Annotated in this window: 1 protein-coding gene and 1 pseudogene; one reads left to right on the top strand and one right to left on the bottom strand. The window is 40.0% G+C overall.

Annotated elements, in window-relative coordinates:
* A pseudogene (locus tag C9E89_RS22800) lies at positions 1-630 on the bottom strand (hypothetical protein); the annotation flags it as partial.
* Between the two features lie 82 nt (positions 631-712).
* Here C9E89_RS22800 and C9E89_RS22795 point away from each other — a divergent pair.
* Positions 713-907: a hypothetical protein gene (locus C9E89_RS22795; RefSeq protein ID WP_107010325.1), complete on the top strand. Its 195-nt coding sequence runs from the start codon at positions 713-715 to the stop codon at positions 905-907.
* The last annotated feature ends 107 nt before the right edge of the window (positions 908-1,014 follow it).

Here is a 1,014-nt window from a genome sequence, read left to right as displayed (position 1 = left end):
CGGATATTGGTTAACACATCCGAGTAGCGTGTAACGTTTGTGATCTTCACTTTGGTATTGTGAAAATTGAATTGGTGGTGGAGGATTTTTTTGCTCGTGCGCGCTACTACTACCACTATTAAATTGTTCCTGTTCTTGCTCCTGTTCTTGTTCTTGGCTTCGGAGGGGCTTGCAAGGGGCTTCTAAGGGACTTGTATTATTGGAGCTATCTCCTCGTCTTTCAGCCATACAAAACGGTATTGAATATTTATCATAAAATGCTGATAAAAAAGGATTTTCAGGAAGTGAATCGTAGTCTTTCTGAACACCCTTACATCTGTTATCAGCAGGCTTTAGTTCATCAGCCACTTGGAAACGAGCCATTTCATACACCCACACCACCTCTGTTTCATGGTCGTAGGTACAAAAACCCGCTTCACAGGCACTTTGAAGCCCCTTCGAAGCCCCTTCAAAATTAAGTCCAGTCTCGTGTGCTATATACATTACAGGGATGTAATACAAACCCAACATGTTGGCATGAGGATTTGTCATCAAATAAAGTGCCACCATTAAACCATTTGGATCTTTCTTAAGTTGCTTACCAGTTTTACCCACCCAAAAATGTGGAGAGACTTTTGCATAATCACGCATATTAATTTTCCTCCTTCAAAGGGGCTTGCAAGGGGCTTCTAAGGGTTGTAGATTGTTTAAAAATCTCAAAGGAATTAAGTAAATGACTCTTAAAATTGAACCAAGGCTGGGTGTTGAAGTTTATGTGAATCAAGAAAATACTATTTCTATATCCAACCCAGAGCAAAATAATGAACATGGGGAAATTGAGGATGTAATTGTTTGCATACATCCCGACTATGTTGATGCTGTTATAGATGCACTTCAAAAGTGTAAGGCAGAAATTTTCAAAGCTTAAAATCAACTTCTGCTCGCACTTAGTGTGTTTTTGAAATTGTGAACTCATGACACCTCCGCTAAAGCGTGTTCAGCTTCTAAACGGCGGTTGGCATGGAGTTCTGTAAG

It is taken from the genome of Acinetobacter sichuanensis (assembly GCF_003024515.2).
Taxonomy (GTDB): Bacteria; Pseudomonadota; Gammaproteobacteria; order Pseudomonadales; family Moraxellaceae; genus Acinetobacter; species Acinetobacter sichuanensis.
This window is presented reverse-complemented; position numbering and strand designations above follow the sequence as displayed.

Coding starts and splice junctions, on each gene's coding strand:
- C9E89_RS22795 (WP_107010325.1), top strand. CDS start 713: ATGACTCTTAAAATTGAACCAAGGCTGGGTGTTGAAGTTTATGTGAAT.